The sequence below is a fragment of the Streptococcus sp. HMSC068F04 genome, assembly GCF_001837455.1.
GTDB classification, from domain to species: domain Bacteria; phylum Bacillota; class Bacilli; order Lactobacillales; family Streptococcaceae; genus Streptococcus; species Streptococcus salivarius_D.
In genome coordinates this window covers 28178-43877 of the sequence record NZ_KV832491.1, presented here as the reverse complement: position 1 = coordinate 43877, position 15700 = coordinate 28178, and the positions used below count along the sequence as shown (strand labels likewise).

Annotated in this window: 15 protein-coding genes; 12 read left to right on the top strand and 3 right to left on the bottom strand. The window is 39.6% G+C overall.

Features of this window, described 5'->3' with window-relative positions:
- Positions 1 to 61 precede the first annotated feature (61 nt).
- Both rpsT and coaA read right to left on the bottom strand, forming a co-directional pair.
- Positions 62 to 298: a 30S ribosomal protein S20 gene (rpsT, locus tag HMPREF2571_RS05760; protein WP_004182129.1), complete on the bottom strand. Its 237-nt coding sequence runs from the start codon at positions 296 to 298 to the stop codon at positions 62 to 64.
- Positions 299 to 367: 69 nt separating this feature from the next.
- Positions 368 to 1288 (bottom strand): type I pantothenate kinase, encoded by a 921-nt coding sequence (coaA, locus tag HMPREF2571_RS05755; protein ID WP_070847425.1) that lies wholly within the window; start codon positions 1286 to 1288, stop codon positions 368 to 370.
- A gap of 112 nt (positions 1289 to 1400) precedes the next feature.
- Here coaA and HMPREF2571_RS05750 point away from each other — a divergent pair, with 112 nt between their 5' ends.
- The 8 genes from HMPREF2571_RS05750 to HMPREF2571_RS05715 all read left to right on the top strand — a co-directional run bounded on the left by HMPREF2571_RS05750 (position 1401) and on the right by HMPREF2571_RS05715 (position 9148).
- Positions 1401 to 1991 (top strand): class I SAM-dependent methyltransferase, encoded by a 591-nt coding sequence (locus HMPREF2571_RS05750; RefSeq protein ID WP_070847422.1) that lies wholly within the window; start codon positions 1401 to 1403, stop codon positions 1989 to 1991.
- Complete coding sequence (locus HMPREF2571_RS05745) at positions 1988 to 3265, top strand: pyrimidine-nucleoside phosphorylase (protein WP_070847420.1); 1278 nt, start codon at positions 1988 to 1990, stop codon at positions 3263 to 3265. Before HMPREF2571_RS05750 ends, HMPREF2571_RS05745 begins: the two co-directional genes overlap by 4 nt.
- Positions 3266 to 3298: 33 nt before the next feature.
- Positions 3299 to 3961: a deoxyribose-phosphate aldolase gene (deoC, locus tag HMPREF2571_RS05740; protein ID WP_070847418.1), complete on the top strand. Its 663-nt coding sequence runs from the start codon at positions 3299 to 3301 to the stop codon at positions 3959 to 3961.
- Positions 3948 to 4346: a cytidine deaminase gene (locus HMPREF2571_RS05735; protein WP_070847415.1), complete on the top strand. Its 399-nt coding sequence runs from the start codon at positions 3948 to 3950 to the stop codon at positions 4344 to 4346. Before deoC ends, HMPREF2571_RS05735 begins: the two co-directional genes overlap by 14 nt.
- Before the next feature lie 67 nt (positions 4347 to 4413).
- The gene (locus HMPREF2571_RS05730) at positions 4414 to 5478 is read left to right on the top strand and encodes a BMP family lipoprotein (protein WP_284443953.1); all 1065 of its coding nucleotides are present in this window, start codon (positions 4414 to 4416) and stop codon (positions 5476 to 5478) included.
- 113 nt (positions 5479 to 5591) lie between these two features.
- On the top strand, positions 5592 to 7130 hold the full coding sequence (locus HMPREF2571_RS05725; RefSeq protein ID WP_070847412.1) for an ABC transporter ATP-binding protein: 1539 nt from the start codon (positions 5592 to 5594) through the stop codon (positions 7128 to 7130).
- Positions 7123 to 8190 carry an ABC transporter permease gene (locus HMPREF2571_RS05720; RefSeq protein WP_045772387.1) on the top strand — a complete coding sequence of 356 codons (1068 nt, stop codon included), beginning with the start codon at positions 7123 to 7125 and terminating at the stop codon, positions 8188 to 8190. Before HMPREF2571_RS05725 ends, HMPREF2571_RS05720 begins: the two co-directional genes overlap by 8 nt.
- A 1-nt stretch (position 8191) precedes the next feature.
- Positions 8192 to 9148 (top strand): ABC transporter permease, encoded by a 957-nt coding sequence (locus tag HMPREF2571_RS05715; RefSeq protein WP_004182401.1) that lies wholly within the window; start codon positions 8192 to 8194, stop codon positions 9146 to 9148.
- A 105-nt stretch (positions 9149 to 9253) separates the two neighbouring features.
- Here the strand turns inward: HMPREF2571_RS05715 and HMPREF2571_RS05710 are convergent, their stop codons facing one another.
- On the bottom strand, positions 9254 to 9889 hold the full coding sequence (locus tag HMPREF2571_RS05710) for an MBL fold metallo-hydrolase (protein WP_004182402.1): 636 nt from the start codon (positions 9887 to 9889) through the stop codon (positions 9254 to 9256).
- Positions 9890 to 9984: 95 nt separating this feature from the next.
- Here HMPREF2571_RS05710 and HMPREF2571_RS05705 point away from each other — a divergent pair, with 95 nt between their 5' ends.
- The 4 genes from HMPREF2571_RS05705 to asnS all read left to right on the top strand — a co-directional run bounded on the left by HMPREF2571_RS05705 (position 9985) and on the right by asnS (position 15680).
- Positions 9985 to 12471: a bifunctional DnaQ family exonuclease/ATP-dependent helicase gene (locus tag HMPREF2571_RS05705; protein WP_070847409.1), complete on the top strand. Its 2487-nt coding sequence runs from the start codon at positions 9985 to 9987 to the stop codon at positions 12469 to 12471.
- A 157-nt stretch (positions 12472 to 12628) separates the two neighbouring features.
- On the top strand, positions 12629 to 13111 hold the full coding sequence (locus tag HMPREF2571_RS05700; RefSeq protein ID WP_070847407.1) for a cell wall elongation regulator TseB-like domain-containing protein: 483 nt from the start codon (positions 12629 to 12631) through the stop codon (positions 13109 to 13111).
- 4 nt (positions 13112 to 13115) lie between these two features.
- Complete coding sequence (locus tag HMPREF2571_RS05695; protein WP_045768641.1) at positions 13116 to 14297, top strand: pyridoxal phosphate-dependent aminotransferase; 1182 nt, start codon at positions 13116 to 13118, stop codon at positions 14295 to 14297.
- Positions 14298 to 14333: 36 nt separating this feature from the next.
- Positions 14334 to 15680 carry an asparagine--tRNA ligase gene (gene asnS / locus HMPREF2571_RS05690; protein WP_002891115.1) on the top strand — a complete coding sequence of 449 codons (1347 nt, stop codon included), beginning with the start codon at positions 14334 to 14336 and terminating at the stop codon, positions 15678 to 15680.
- The last annotated feature ends 20 nt before the right edge of the window (positions 15681 to 15700 follow it).

Genomic DNA, 15700 nt, shown 5'->3' with positions numbered 1-15700 from the left:
AAGTATGCACTTAATTTGACAATTCAAGGGTAATAAAAAAACTCCTAAATGGAGCTTTCAATTAGTTAGCCAATTTAGCTGCAAGACGTGATTTATCGCGGCTTGCTTTGTTTTTATGAATCAAACCTTTAGAAGCGGCTTTATCGATGCTAGCTGATGCAGCACGGTAAGCTTCTTCAGTTGGGTTAGCGTTGAATGCTTTAATAGCAGTACGCAAAGCTGATTTTTGTGCTGAGTTTTTTTCGTTTTGTTTAACGTTAAGTTCAGCGCGTTTGATAGCTGATTTAATATTTGCCAATGTTTTCACCTCCAAAATTTATCTAACTATGTCATTATACGTTATTTTAGGCCCCTTGGCAAGCTTTTTCTATTTTTTTAAGTGGATGAAGTCGATTTTATGATTGTCTCCCTTGTGAAGAATGAGTTCAGCTCGACTTCGTGTAGGTTCGATATAATTTTCCAGGTTAACCAAATTGATATCACGCCAGGTTTTTTGTGCTAAAGATAAAGCTTCATCCTTGCTAAATTTAGTGAAACGATGGTAGTAGTTGTTTTCATCTTTTTTGGCGAGCTCAAGAAGGGTTTGAAAACGTTCGAGATACCAGGATTCGATATTATTAACTTCAGCGTCAATGTAGAGAGAAAAATCAAAATAGTCACTCATGTAAAGTCGTTGGTTAATAGGGTTTTGGAAAACATTAATCCCTTCGATAATTAGAAAATTGGGCTGTCTGATTTCTTGGGTAAGTCCTGGTACAATATCATAAATTTCATGAGAGTAAACAGGAATATTGACATCACCACCATTTTTTATAGTATCTAAAAAATTGAGAAGAAGTGGCATATCGTAGGACTCAGGGAACCCCTTACGGTTAAGGATGTCTTTTTCTTTCAAGACTTGGTTAGGATAGAGAAAACCATCAGTTGTCACAAGTTCAACTTTAGATTGGGGGAAGGTACGTTGCAACAAGAGTTGGAGCAAACGACTGGTAGTGGATTTGCCAACAGCAACTGAACCAGATACCCCGATAATAAATGGACGGTTAGTCTGTGATTTTTGTAAAAAGATACTCTTAGAGAAGGTCAGGTCGTTGGCAGTTTTCTGATAGATTCGAATGAGGTTGATAAGAGGTAGATAAATGTCACTAACTTCTTGCACATCGATCTTATCATTAAGGCTTCGAATGGAATCCAGTTCTTCTGCAGTCAATGGGGCATTGTCCTCTTTATGAAGGCGCTGCCATTCCTTACGTGATATCGTTTCGAAATTGATAAATTCATTTAACATAAATAACATTATAGCAGAAAAAAAGGTCGAATGTAAGCCTTGTCATTTCACTAGCCTTACTTTAGTATTTATGATACGATAAAGAAAAAGTACTATCTAGAAGGAAAAAATAATGTCAAAAATGTATTATGCTGAGACGCCAGATGCGGCTCATGATATTCATGATTTAAAGGTTAATTTATTAGGAGAAAGTTTTCAGTTTTATACAGATGCTGGGGTTTTCTCTAAAAAAATGATTGATTTTGGAAGTAAAGTGCTTTTGAGTGCATTAGATTTGGAAGCTGGCAAAACGCTTTTAGATGTGGGTTGTGGCTATGGTCCTCTCGGTATCAGTTTAGCCAAGGTCCAAGGAGTTAAAGTCACTATGATCGACATCAATAGTAGGGCGATTGATTTAGCTAGACAAAATGCTCAACGAAATAAGGTTGAAGCTACTATCTTCCAATCAAATATCTATGAAAATGTCACTGGAAGTTTTGACTATATTATTTCTAATCCACCTATCCGTGCGGGTAAGAAGGTGGTTCATCAAGTTATCGAGGAGGCATATGATTATCTCAATCAAGGTGGTAACCTAACTATTGTTATTCAGAAAAAACAAGGTGCTCCGTCAGCTAAGGCTAAGATGGAGGATGTGTTTGGTAATGCTGAAGTCGTTAAAAAGGATAAAGGATATTATATCCTTAGAAGTGAGAAAATATGAGAACAGTTGATTTAATTGAAAAGAAAAGAGATGGTGGCGAGTTAAGCACAGAGGAAATTTCATATCTCATTAATGGCTATGTGTCTGGGGACATCCCAGACTATCAGATAGCGGCCCTGGCGATGGCGATTTATTATCAAGGTATGTCTATTCGTGAAATCCATGATTTGACCACTGATATGGTTGCTTCAGGCGAACAATATGATTTGTCAGAAATTCCAGGTGTTAAGGTAGATAAACATTCGACCGGAGGCGTTGGTGATAAGGTAACCATTATTCTGATGCCGCTTGTAGCTAGCTTTGGTGTCCCAGTGGCTAAGATGAGTGGTCGTGGTCTCGGACACACAGGTGGAACGATTGACAAATTAGAGTCTATCAAAGGCTATCAGGTTGAGCGCAGCAAGGAAGAGTTCATTCAGCAAGTTAAAGACATTGGGATTTCCCTCATTGGTCAGTCTGAGCATTTGGTTAAGGCTGATAAACTTCTTTATGCCTTGCGTGATGTCACTGCAACAGTAGATTCCATTCCTCTAATCGCAAGCTCTGTTATGTCCAAAAAGATTGCAGCAGGCGCTGATAAGATTTTACTAGATGTTACTGTTGGTCAAGGCGCTTTCATGAAAAATATGTCTGATGCTGAAAAATTGTCAGAGACCATGGTTGCATTAGGCCATGAGGTCAATCGTGAAACGATTGCAGTTATTACAGATATGAGTCAGCCACTAGGTAAGGCTATTGGTAACCGTTTAGAAATCACTGAGGCTATTGAAATTATGCAAGGTAAGGGACGTGAAGATATCACTGACTTTATCTGTGAGTTGGCTGAGATTCTATTAGATTTGGCTCTGGTTGAAGCTAGCCAGGAAGAAATTCGTCAGCACTTAGTGGGTGGAAAAGCCCTTGCTAAGTTTGAAGAACTCATTCAAGCTCAAGGTGGTGATTTGACCGATCTTTATCGTCATAGCAGTGCTCCTGTCGTAACAGATATTCATGCTCATGAAACAGGTTACATTAAAGAGTTACCTGCTATGGCATTTGGAAAATTTGCCATGCAATTAGGAGCAGGTCGAGCTACGAAGTCAGATAGTCTTAATTATGAAACAGGAATTGTATTTGAAAAGAAAGTTGGCGATTCTGTAACTCAAGGAGACCTTATTGCCAAGGTCTATAGCCAAGAAATTTTATCTGAAAAAATGCTGACTGAATTCGAAAAAAATGTTATTATGGGTAGTGAATGTAAAGAAACGACAGAAATATTAAAGATAATTCGCTAACCCTTAATTTAATTCTAATCAAGGAGTTTGTTTATGTCTGTTAATAGCTATATTGACCATACCTTACTAAAAGCTGATGCTAATAAAGAACAGATTCTTGCCCTAATTGATGAGGCTAAGAAGTATGAGTTTGCCAGTGTCTGTGTTAATCCAACTTGGGTCAAAACGGCAGCTGAATTGCTAAAAGATAGTTCTGTTAAAGTTTGTACAGTTATTGGTTTTCCTTTGGGAGCATCGACCTCCGCAGTTAAGGCTTTTGAAGCCAAGGATGCTATTGCCAATGGGGCAGATGAAATTGATATGGTAATCAATATCGGTGCTCTTAAATCTAGAAATCTTAAATTAGTTGAAGACGATATTAAATCTGTTGTTGAAGCTAGTGGAAGTAAACTTGTAAAGGTTATTATTGAAACTTGTCTATTGACTGATGAAGAAAAGGTAGAAGCTTGCCAATTAGCAAAACTGGCAGGTGCAGATTTTGTGAAGACATCTACAGGGTTTTCTACTGGTGGTGCTACCATTGAAGATATTGAACTTATGCGAGAAGCTGTTGGTCCTATTATGGGAGTCAAGGCATCTGGTGGAGCACGTACACTTGAGGCGGCTAAAGCCTTTATCAAAGCTGGTGCAACCCGTATTGGTACTTCGTCAGGAGTGGCCATTATGAAAGGGCAAGAAAGTCATGATAGCTACTAAAAAAGAGCAAGTAATAAAAGCAGCACAAGAAGTAGCTGAAAATGCCTATGTTCCCTATTCTCGTTTTAGAGTTGGAGCAGCATTGATTACAAAGAATGGGGACATTTTTCAAGGATGTAACATTGAAAATGCCTCATTCGGACTGACCAATTGTGCAGAAAGAACAGCTATTTTTAAGGCGGTATCTGAAGGATATAGAGACTTTGAATGTCTCGCAGTATACGGAGATACCAAAGAACCTATTTCACCGTGTGGTGCTTGTCGCCAAGTTATGGTCGAATTTTTTAAATCAGATTCTAAAGTGATTCTTATCGCTGAAGATAAATCGACAGTCGAGATGACAGTCGGAGAGTTGTTACCATACTCTTTTACGGACTTACAATAGTCTAGTTGTTTTATTCTTTATTAAGCAAGTTTTCTTGCAAGTTATAGGAGGAGTGTTCAAGATGAAATTGAACAAGAAAATTATCGGGCTTGGCCTTGTTGCTGTTGCGGCACTTGGTCTTGCAGCATGTGCACGTGGCGGACGTGGCGGATCATCAGCTGATTCAAAAGTTAAAGCTGCTATCGTTACAGATACTGGTGGGGTAGATGATAAATCATTTAACCAATCAGCGTGGGAAGGACTTCAAGCGTGGGGTAAAGCTAACAAACTTAAAAAAGATTCTGGCTTCACGTACTTCCAATCTGGTTCAGAGTCTGACTTTGCAACAAACATGTCTTCAGCACAAAGTCAAGGCTACAACCTCATCTTTGGTGTTGGTTTCGCTCTTCATGATGCAGTTGCAGATGCAGCCAAAGAACATGAAGATGTGAACTATGTAATCATTGACGATGTTATTAAAGATCAAAAGAACGTTGAGAGCGTTTTGTTTGCCGATAACGAAGGTGCTTACCTTGCAGGTATCGCAGCAGCTATGCAGACAAAAACAAATAAAGTTGGTTTCATCGGTGGTCAAACATCAGACACAATTACACGTTTTGAAGCTGGTTTCACAGCGGGTGCTAAGTCAGTAAAACCTGATATCGATGTACAAGTTCAATATGCTGAATCATTCTCTGATGCAGCTAAAGGTACAACAATCGCTTCAACAATGTACGCTTCAGGCGTTGACGTAATCTATCAAGCTGCTGGTGGTACTGGTACTGGTGTCTTCACAGCTGCTAAAGAAGTTAACGAAAAACTTGATGCTGACAGCGATAAGAAAGTATGGGTAATCGGTGTTGACCGTGACCAAACAGCAGAAGGTAATTACACATCTTCAGACAAGAAAAAATCTAACTTTGTTTTGACTTCAACAATCAAACAAGTTGGTACAGTTGTTAAAGATATTGCTAACGGACAAGTCAAAGGCGATAAATTCGAAGGTGGTAAAACTAAGACTTACGGTATCAAAGACGGTGGTGTTGACATTGTAACGTCTAATCTTCCTTCAGATATCAAGGATGCAGTAGAAAAAGCTAAAGAACAAATCAAGAATGGTGAATTGAAACCAACTGATGGTCTTAGCAAATAATAGTTAAGCATAAGTCTTTATAGAGCTTAAACTGAGACAATTTTTGTCTCAGCAAAGGGAAGCAGTTAATGATCCCCTTTGCTGAAATTAAAATTATTCTGAAAGGAGATTGTATGACGAAGCCAAATGTCATTGAGATGCACGATATTACCAAAAAATTTGGTGAATTCGTGGCAAATGATCATATCAATCTTGATGTGAGACAAGGAGAAATCCACGCCCTCCTCGGTGAAAATGGTGCAGGTAAGTCGACTTTAATGAATATGCTTTCAGGTCTTTTGCAACCTACGAGCGGAACCATTAAGGTTAAAGGACAAGAGGTGACCATTGATTCACCATCTAAAGCAACGAAACTGGGGATTGGGATGGTTCACCAACACTTTATGTTGGTTGAAGCTTTTACAGTTGCTGAGAATATCATTTTGGGTAGTGAGGTAACCAAAGCTGGTGGAGTACTTGATATGAAGAAGGCTATCAAGGAAATTACTGAACTCTCTGAAAGATATGGTCTTGCAGTAGATCCAACTGCCAAAGTAGCAGATATCTCTGTTGGTGCTCAACAACGTGTTGAAATCCTTAAGACTCTCTATCGTGGGGCTGATATCTTGATCTTCGATGAACCGACTGCGGTATTGACTCCGTCTGAAATTACTGAACTTCTAAACATTATGAAGACCTTGGTTAAGGAAGGTAAGTCAATTATCCTTATTACCCATAAGTTGGATGAAATCCGTGCAGTATCTGATCGTGTCACTGTCATTAGACGTGGTAAATCAATTGATACAGTAACGATTGAAGGGTCAACAAATGCTGACTTGGCTGAAATGATGGTTGGCCATCAGGTTTCCTTCAAAACAGATAAAATTCCTTCAAATCCAAAAGAAGTTGTTCTTTCTATTAAAGATTTGGTGGTTAACGAGAACCGTGGAGTTCCTGCTGTTAAAAACCTGTCATTGGATGTTCGTGCTGGTGAAATCATCGGTATTGCCGGTATCGATGGCAATGGTCAGACAGAACTTGTCCAAGCGATTACAGGGCTTCGTAAAGTTAAGTCAGGTGATATTACTATCAAGGGTGAATCGATTATTCATAAGACAACTCGTCAGATTACTGAAATGAGTGTTGGTCATATTCCTGAAGATCGTCACCGTGACGGTATGGTTCTTGAAATGACAGTAGCTGAAAATATTGCCCTTCAAACCTACTACAAGGAGCCAAATTCGAAAAATGGTATCTTGAACTATAATGTTATCAATGCTAAAGCTCGAGAATTGATGGAAGAATTTGACGTTCGTGGTGCTGGAGAGTTGATTGCTGGTGGTGACTTGTCTGGTGGTAACCAACAAAAAGCTGTTATCGCCCGTGAAATTGACCGTGACCCAGAGCTTCTTATTGTCAGTCAACCAACTCGTGGTCTTGACGTAGGTGCCATTGAATACATTCGTAAACGTATTATCGCTGAGCGTGATAAAGGTAAGGCTGTTATTGTAGTCAGCTTTGAATTGGATGAGATTCTTGATATGTCAGACAGAATTGCAGTTATCTACGATGGTGCAATTCAAGGTATCCTAAATCCTGCTGAAACGAATAAGCAAGATCTTGGTATCCTAATGGCTGGTGGACAATTGAATAAGGAGGAAGCAAATGTCTAAGAAAACACAAAATTGGGCAGTTCCTTTGATTGCTGTCCTCTTGGGAATGTTGATCGGGGCTGTATTGATGTTAATCTTTGGTTACGATCCATTCTGGGCTTACTATGATCTCTTCAGTACAGCCTTCGGTTCTTTGAAAAATATTGGTGAAATTCTTCGTGCCATGAGTCCCTTGATTCTTATCGCACTCGGATTTTCTGTAGCATCTAAAGCTGGTTTCTTTAACGTTGGTTTGCCTGGTCAGGCTTTAGCAGGTTGGACTTCGGCTGTATGGTTTGCATTATCATTTCCAGAATTACCAAAAGTAGTTTCAGTTTTCTGTACAGTAATCATCGGTCTAGTAGCTGGTGGTATCGCTGGTGCAATTCCGGGTATTCTTCGTGCTTACTTGGGAACAAGTGAGGTCATTGTAACCATCATGATGAACTACATCATTTTGTATGTGGCAAACAATATTATTCGCTTTGGGTTTACAGCTGATATGTTGCGTTCTTCAGAAGCATCTAACAAGGTTGTAGCCTCAGCTAGTTATCAAACAGAGTTCTTATCTCAAATAACTGGTGGTTCGCGTTTCAATATTGGTTTCTTCCTTGCTCTTGCTGCTGCCTTCTTAGTTTGGTTCTTGCTTAAGAAAACAACAACTGGTTTTGAAATTACATCTGTAGGTCTTAATCCTCATGCATCAGAGTATGCAGGGATGTCATCTAAACGTGTTATTATCATGTCAATGATTATCTCAGGTGCTCTATGTGGTCTTGGAGGAACAGTAGAAGGACTTGGTACATTCCAAAATGTCTTCGTTCAAAACGCTTCATTGGCTATCGGTTGGAACGGTATGGCGGTTGCGCTTTTAGCGTCTAACTCACCTATCGGTATTCCATTTGCCGCCCTCCTTTATGGTGTCTTGTCTATTGGTAAGAGTGGTATGATTGGCGTGCCACCTGAAATCATTGATGTTGTTTCAGCCTTGATTATCTTCTTTGTTGGTGCTAACTACATCATTAGATATTGGGTTCGCCCTCGTCATAAATCAGTGAAAGCTAAAGGAGGACAAAACTAATATGGACTTTATTACAATTATAGCCTTGATCGTTGCCTCTATGTTGAAATACTCAGCACCATTGATTTTTACAAGTATCGGTGGAACTTTCTCTGAACGAGGCGGTATCGTAAATGTCGGCCTTGAAGGAATTATGGTAATTGGTGCTTTCGCAGGTGTTCTCTTTAACTTGACTTTTGCAGAAAGTTTTGGAAATGCGACACCTTGGATTGCTGCGATTGTAGCAGGTCTGATTGGTGTTCTCTATTCATTGCTCCATGCGGTTGCGACAATTAACTTCCGTGCTGACCATGTTGTCTCTGGTACAGTTTTGAACCTTATCGCACCATCTTTGGCAGTATTCTTGACACGTGTTATCTATGGTGCTGGTCAAACACCTGCTATCAGTCATAACTTTAAGACTGTATCATTCCCAATCTTGGATCATATCCCTTTCTTGGGTAAAGTTTTCTTCACTAATGTTTCTTTGGTAGCGTATGTTGCTATCTTGGTTTCAGTAGCATCATGGTGGCTTATCTTCAAGACACGCTTTGGTTTGCGACTTCGTTCAGTTGGTGAGCACCCACAGGCAGCGGATACACTTGGTATTAACGTTTATCGTATGCGCTACTATGGCGTTATGATTTCAGGTTTCCTTGGTGGTGTTGGTGGTGCGGTATATGCTCAATCCATCTCTAACAACTTTGCTGTTACAACAATTGCAGGTCCTGGTTTCATCGCCTTGGCTGCTATGATTTTTGGTCGTTGGAGTCCAATCGGAGCTATGCTCTCAAGTTTGTTCTTTGGATTGTCACAATCATTGGCAATCATTGGAAAACAGCTTCCACTCATTTCACATGTACCAAATGTGTATTTGCAAATAGCACCATATATCTTGACAATTATTGTCTTGGCTGCTTTCTTCGGTAAAGCCGTTGCACCTAAAGCAGATGGTGTTAACTATATCAAATCTAAATAAACACACTACAGTGTTTCGGATAAGAAGGTCTATCGGCCTTCTTTTTTATTCGAGAAAAAAAGCTTGTCAGTACTTACTAAAGTAGGTGTAGACAAGCTTTTGTTTTTATGAAAAATGTGGGTTAAAGACCTTTTCATGACCAATAGTGGTGTCCCATCCATGACCTGGGAAAACTCTGTAGTGGTTAGGAAGTGTAAAGAGTTGTTCTTTAATACTAGTGAGTAATTGTTCGTGGTTCCCTGTTGGAAGGTCCCAGCGTCCAATTGTTTCTTTAAAGAGGGCATCACCAGAAAATACAGTTTCTTCTTTATCAAAGATAAAAGAAACACCTCCAATAGAGTGTCCTGGGGTTGGAACAACTTTAAACTGGAAATCCTCGATATTATAGTCCTGAGTGAAATCGAAGTAGTATTCTGCCGGATTGACAATAACGTCTTCCATATCGTCATGACGTGGTAGTCCAGATAAATTATGAATAGGATTCAGCAACCAGTCTTTTTCAGCTTCGGCAACGTAAACAGGAGGATGATTGAAGGCTAGGCGGACTGCCTCAACACTCATAATGTGGTCGTAGTGTGTATGTGTTAAAAGGATAGCAGCAACTGGTTTGTCGATTGTTTTAAGTTCAGCTAAGATGCTAGAAGTATCGCTTCCTGGATCAATGACTAGACAGGCTGTATCGTTTTCTAAAATATAGGTGTTTTCCTGGGCAACAGGATTTAAAATTCGTCTTATTTTCATAGCTCTAGTGTAGCACGAATTTCAGGCTTTTTCCAATATCAGAATGATGGCTTTGTCTTTTTTTGGTGCTTTGGATATGCTATAATAAGGTCACTATGAGTGAAAAAAACACGAATAAATATGCCATTGTTGACTTGGAAGCAACCTCCGCTTCTTCAACGGCTAGTATTATACAGGTGGGAATTGTCATCATGCAAAATGGTCAGGTGATTGACGAATTTGCGAGTGATGTTAACCCACACCAAGAACTCGATGATCACATTATTCATTTAACAGGGATTACCGATCAGCAGTTGGCTCAAGCCCCAGATTTCTCAGAAATTGCTAGAATCATTTTTGAACTGATTGAGGACTGTATTTTTGTTGCCCATAATGTTAAATTTGATGCCAATTTGCTTGCAGAGGCTCTTTTCATGGAGGGCTTCGAACTAAGAACTCCTCGTGTGGATACTGTCGAATTGGCTCAAGTCTTTTATCCGACGTTAGAACAATATAAGCTATCTCATTTATCCAAGGTTCTTAATCTTGACCTAGCTCAGGCCCATACCGCTATTGAAGATGCGAGAGCGACCGGACAGCTTTTGTTTCATTTGATGGATAAGATTGCCAGCTTACCTAGACAGACCATTGAGATGCTGTTGACCTTTTCAGATAATCTTCTTTTTGAGACTGAATTGGTTATTCGTGAAGCTATAAGAGGTCAAAATTTAGGCCTTTCAAAAGAATATGTCATGCTTGAAGAATCTGGAATTGTTCTTCGTAGACCTTTGACTTATAAGTCTGAACGAAAACTGTCTCAAGATTTTGATACCAATATTGCTCTCTTAGATTTGGAGTCACGGCCTAAACAAAAAGAGTTTGCTGAGGCAGTAAGAAGGGAGCTTGATAATACTGATATTTCCATGATTCAGGCTCAGACTGGAATTGGGAAAACCTATGGCTATTTGCTTCCCTTGTTGGCGCAATCTGATGTAGATAAAGTGGTGGTGGCTGTTCCGACCAAGCTCCTTCAAAATCAGATTATGAATCAGGAAGCTAAAGCCTTGTCTGCTGTCTTTAATATTAACTTTCATAGTCTCAAAGGACCTCAGAATTATATCAAGTTAGATGCCTTCTACCAAACTTTACTTCGTCAGGATAGTAACCGTTTGGTTAATCGTTACAAAATGCAACTTTTGGTTTGGTTGACTGAAACAGAGACAGGGGATCTTGACGAAATCAGACAGAAACAGCGCTATATGGCTTATTTCGATGAGATTAAGCACGATGGTAAGTTAAAAGCTGACAGTCTTTTTGCTGAATATGATTTTTGGCAACAGTCCTACCAAAAAGCTCAGGAAGCTAGGGTAGTTGTAACCAACCATGCTTATCTGTTGACTCGTATGGAAGATGATCATGATTTTGTTCGAGGAAAGACTCTTGTGATTGATGAGGGGCAAAAGATGGTTCTGGCTTTGGAACAATTTTCACGTCATCAAGTCAATCTTACGGTCCTTTTGCAACATATTCATCGAATTCTTGATAGTGGTAGTCAAAGCTTGCTTCAACAACGCTTGCTCGAAAATCTGCAGTTTGAAGTTTCTCATCTAATCCAAGAACATCAACAATTTCCTCAGAAGCAGTATAATCGCCAGCAATTAGATCGTTTGCTACAAACCATTTCTGAACTGGAAGGTGAAAGTGATTTGATGGAGATGTTGTCTCCACTGAAGACACCGCTTTACAGCCATTTCTGGCTTGAAACAGATTATTATCAGGAACATCGTGTGACTTATTTAAAGGCGTCACGCCAAGAGCTCTTAGAGCTTTCTGCTTATCTACCAAGTGCCCAAAAAGTGATAATTGTTTCAGCAACTATTGATGTGGGACCTGATGTAGATGTGGCTGATTTGTTGGGCTTAGATCAAGTACGCAAGGTTAGCCTCCCAATGGATACTTTACCCAATCAAGCTATTTGGATTGATCAAAGCATGCCTATTATTGGTATTACTTCTGAGGAAGAGTATGAAGTTGCTCTTGCAAAGCGTCTCCAGAAGCTATCTGAAATGGACTATCCAATTTTAGTACTATTTACATCTCGAAAGAGTATGATGGCTGTTTCAGATTTATTGGATCATAGGGAAGTTCGTCACCTAACTCAAGAGAAAAATGGGACTGCTTTTAATGTCAAAAAACGTTTTGACAGAGGTGAGACCAATCTCCTTCTGGGTATGGGGTCGTTCTGGGAAGGTGTTGACTTTGCCCAACAAGATAGGGTAATTGAGGTTATTGCACGTCTGCCGTTTGACAATCCTAAGGATCCTTTCTATCAAAAGATTGAATCTTGGTTTTCTAAGCAAGGAAAGAGCACCTTTGATAGTTACAGTCTTCCCATGACGGTTTTACGTTTTAAACAAGCTATTGGACGTGCTCAAAGACGTCCAGAACAGCGCTCGGCTATTCTTCTTATGGATAATCGCCCGCTCGTTAAGAGTTATGGAAAACTATTTCTAAAAGAAGTCACACAAGAAGTGGCGCTTAAGCACGCTAAGTTCGAGGAAGTCAAAGAGGATATTCAGGATTTCTTAGAAAAAGAAAGTTAACTTTTTCAAACTAACCTTTTCTATGATTACTCAGGCTTTATGAATTTTACTGACTTATAAAAAAGATAGACTTAATTGCTCAATACTAGCTATATTGCTATGTAAAGATTTATCATTTTCTGATATAATAAATTCAGAAACTTTTTTAGGAGGCATTATGCGTAAACAACGTTCACCCTGGACCAAAAAGCAACAGTTCATTTTTGGAATAATTGTAATCGTTGTGACCTTAATTGCCTCTTTGACTGCTATTCTTATTGTAGCGACTAAGCCTTATGTAGACGCCGAAAAGAAGGTTATTGCCATAGCAGAGAGCAAAGCAGATATTAAGACTGTTACTGAATTTGATATCTACCATGGTGAGGCTACCTATTACGGGCTTCTTGGAAAGTCTGGTCAAGGTGAGAAACTGGCTGTTATCGTGAGTCATGATTCAGGTGAGGTTGATATCTACAAGCAATCTGATGGTATAAGTAAGTCAGTGGCTAAGAAAGCTGCTAAAGCCTATGGTGCTAAGGAGATATCCTATGTCCACCTAGGAAAATATGGCAAAACTCCTATTTGGGAAGTGAAGTCAGGAACCCAGTATTATCTGGTTGATTTTATCTCAGGTCAGGTTATTAAAGTGGAAGGACTATAATGAAATGACAAAATTATCAAATCGTGTATTACAAATGGAAGAAAGTGTTACTTTAGCTGCCAGTGCGCGTGCTAAAGCTCTTAAAGCTCAAGGGCGTGATATCTTGAGTTTGACACTTGGTGAACCAGATTTTGTGACACCTAAGAACATTCAAGATGCTGCCATTGCCTCTATTGCAAATGGTAAAGCAAGTTTTTATACCGTGGCTTCTGGACTTCCAGAACTTAAGGATGCGATTAGCACTTACATGGAAAATTTCTATGGTTATGCTGTAAAACCAAATGAGGTTGTTGTCGGCACTGGTGCGAAGTTTATCTTATATGCTTTCTTTGCTACGGTCATCAATCCTGGTGATGAAGTCATTATTCCAACACCTTGCTGGGTTTCTTACGTAGACCAAGTTAAAATGGTTGAAGGTGTTCCGGTCACTTTCCAAACGACTGAAGCTAATCAATTTAAAGCAACGGTTGAACAACTTGAAGCGGCTCGTACTGAAAAAACTAAAGTTGTCTTGCTTAATTCTCCATCAAATCCAACAGGAATGATTTATAGTAAGGAAGAATTGCAAGCAATTGGTGACTGGGCGGTTGAGCACGATATCTTGATTTTAGCAGATGATATCTATGGCCGTTTGGTCTATAATGGCAACACCTTTACTCCAATTTCTAGTCTTTCAGATGCCATTCGTAAGCAAACAATTGTGATTAATGGTGTTTCAAAGACTTATGCTATGACAGGTTGGCGTGTTGGTTTTGCTGTCGGAGATCCAGAAATTATTTCAGGTATGGCTAAGATTATCAGTCAAACGACATCAAATCTTACAGCAGTTTCTCAATATGCTGCGATTGAAGCCTTAACAGGTGATCAGTCTTCTATTGAAGAAATGCGTCAGGCCTTTGAGGAACGTTTGAATACGATTTATCCACTCCTAGCTGAAGTGCCTGGCTTTGAAGTTATCAAACCTCAAGGTGCCTTTTACCTCTTCCCTAATGTTAAAAAAGCGATGGAAATCAAAGGCTACACAAATGTTAATGATTTTACAAATGCTATCCTTGAAGAGGCTGAAGTCGCTTTGGTAACAGGTGCAGGATTCGGCGCACCTGAAAATATTCGTCTTAGCTATGCAACAGACTTGGATACTTTGAAAGAAGCAGTCCGCCGAATCAAAGCCTTTATGGAAAAATAGAATTAATATAGATCGAAAGAAAAGAGAAGTAATTACATGTCTAAACAATTAGTTTCAATTATTGATGTGCCTAAACACGTGGGCGAAGAAATCACTATCGGTGCATGGGTAGCTAACAAATCAGGTAAAGGGAAATTGGCCTTTCTTCAATTGCGTGATGGAACTGCCTTCTTCCAAGCGGTAGCTTTCAAACCTAACTTCATCGAAAAATACGGTGAAGAAGAAGGTACTGAAAAATTTGATACTGTTAAACGTCTTAGCCAAGAAACATCAGTTTATGTGACTGGTGTGGTCAAAGAAGATGAACGTTCAAAATTTGGTTACGAGTTGGATGTGACAGCAGTAGAAGTCATCGGTGAGTCACATGATTACCCAATCACACCAAAAGAACACGGAACTGACTTCTTGATGGATAATCGTCACCTTTGGTTGCGTTCACGTAAACAAATGGCTGTCCAACAAATTCGTAATGCGATTATTTACGCAACTTACGAATTCTTTGATAAAAATGGTTTCATCAAATTTGATAGTCCAATTTTGTCAGGAAATGCAGCTGAAGATTCAACAGAATTGTTTGAAACGGATTACTTTGGTACACCTGCTTACCTAAGCCAATCTGGTCAGCTTTACCTTGAAGCTGGTGCCATGGCTCTTGGTCGTGTCTTTGACTTCGGTCCTGTTTTCCGTGCCGAAAAATCTAAAACACGCCGTCACTTGACTGAGTTCTGGATGATGGATGCTGAGTATTCATTCTTGTCACATGATGAGTCACTTGATTTGCAAGAAGCTTATGTTAAAGCTCTTATTCAAGGTGTTATTGATCGTGCGCCACAAGCTCTTGAAATCCTTGAACGTGATGTAGATCTTCTTAAGAAATACATTGCTGAGCCATTCAAGCGCGTGTCATATGATGAAGCTATCGATCTTCTTCAAGCACATGAAAATGATGAAGATACTGATTACGAGCACCTTGAACATGGAGATGACTTTGGTTCACCACACGAAACTTGGATTTCTAACTATTTTGGTGTTCCAACATTCGTTGTTAATTATCCAGCAAGCTTCAAGGCCTTCTACATGAAACCAGTTCCTGGTAATCCTGAGCGCGTTCTTTGTGCAGACCTTTTGGCTCCAGAAGGTTATGGTGAAATCATCGGTGGTTCAATGCGTGAAGATGACTACGATGCTCTTGTAGCTAAAATGGATGAACTCGGAATGGACCGTTCAGAATACGAATTCTACCTTGACCTACGTAAATATGGTTCAGTACCACACGGTGGTTTTGGTATCGGTATTGAACGTATGGTTACTTTCGTAGCTGGAACAAAACACATCCGTGAAGCTATTCCATTCCCACGTATGTTGCACCGTATCAAACCATAAGTAAAATTCTTTAGGAGTGC

Bases quoted from the DNA above. Each gene is read 5' to 3' on its own strand.
- coaA (WP_070847425.1), bottom strand. From the start codon at position 1,288: ATGTTAAATGAATTTATCAATTTCGAAACGATATCACGTAAGGAATGG.
- HMPREF2571_RS05750 (WP_070847422.1), top strand. From the start codon at position 1,401: ATGTCAAAAATGTATTATGCTGAGACGCCAGATGCGGCTCATGATATT.
- HMPREF2571_RS05745 (WP_070847420.1), top strand. From the start codon at position 1,988: ATGAGAACAGTTGATTTAATTGAAAAGAAAAGAGATGGTGGCGAGTTA.
- deoC (WP_070847418.1), top strand. From the start codon at position 3,299: ATGTCTGTTAATAGCTATATTGACCATACCTTACTAAAAGCTGATGCT.
- HMPREF2571_RS05735 (WP_070847415.1), top strand. From the start codon at position 3,948: ATGATAGCTACTAAAAAAGAGCAAGTAATAAAAGCAGCACAAGAAGTA.
- HMPREF2571_RS05725 (WP_070847412.1), top strand. From the start codon at position 5,592: ATGACGAAGCCAAATGTCATTGAGATGCACGATATTACCAAAAAATTT.
- HMPREF2571_RS05720 (WP_045772387.1), top strand. From the start codon at position 7,123: ATGTCTAAGAAAACACAAAATTGGGCAGTTCCTTTGATTGCTGTCCTC.
- HMPREF2571_RS05715 (WP_004182401.1), top strand. From the start codon at position 8,192: ATGGACTTTATTACAATTATAGCCTTGATCGTTGCCTCTATGTTGAAA.
- HMPREF2571_RS05710 (WP_004182402.1), bottom strand. From the start codon at position 9,889: ATGAAAATAAGACGAATTTTAAATCCTGTTGCCCAGGAAAACACCTAT.
- HMPREF2571_RS05705 (WP_070847409.1), top strand. From the start codon at position 9,985: ATGAGTGAAAAAAACACGAATAAATATGCCATTGTTGACTTGGAAGCA.
- HMPREF2571_RS05700 (WP_070847407.1), top strand. From the start codon at position 12,629: ATGCGTAAACAACGTTCACCCTGGACCAAAAAGCAACAGTTCATTTTT.
- HMPREF2571_RS05695 (WP_045768641.1), top strand. From the start codon at position 13,116: ATGACAAAATTATCAAATCGTGTATTACAAATGGAAGAAAGTGTTACT.
- asnS (WP_002891115.1), top strand. From the start codon at position 14,334: ATGTCTAAACAATTAGTTTCAATTATTGATGTGCCTAAACACGTGGGC.